This window comes from Streptacidiphilus sp. ASG 303 (assembly GCF_020991365.1).
In the GTDB taxonomy this organism is placed as follows: Bacteria; Actinomycetota; Actinomycetes; order Streptomycetales; family Streptomycetaceae; genus Peterkaempfera.
Genome location: NZ_JAJLRA010000184.1, coordinates 1 through 282, shown reverse-complemented (window position 1 = coordinate 282; position 282 = coordinate 1). Strand labels below are relative to the sequence as shown.

The 282-nt window shown below is 67.7% G+C and carries 1 pseudogene; it reads right to left on the bottom strand.

Annotation, left to right across the window (positions count from 1 at the left end):
- A pseudogene (locus tag LO771_RS30435) lies at positions 1-282 on the bottom strand (DUF4331 family protein); the annotation flags it as partial.

Below are 282 nucleotides of genomic sequence, written 5' to 3'. Positions count from 1 at the left end.
AGCTCGGGATTGGTGACCCGGCGCAGAACTGCGCGTCGTCCCTCGGCTTGGAGGCGTTGAACCGGTCCTTCTCGGCCACCGGGATGACCACCTCGTTGACCAGCGGGTTCCCCAGCCGGGACACCTGCTCCCAGTCCTTGCTCAGAGCGGACTGCCGGAAGGTGGTGGACCAGATCCCGATCACGGGGTGCTGCGCGTCGGCGGTGAGCATGTGCGTGGGCACCTGCAGGGCGACCGTGTTGACGTTGTAGCCGCGCAGGGTGTCGTCCCCGACCTCGGAGA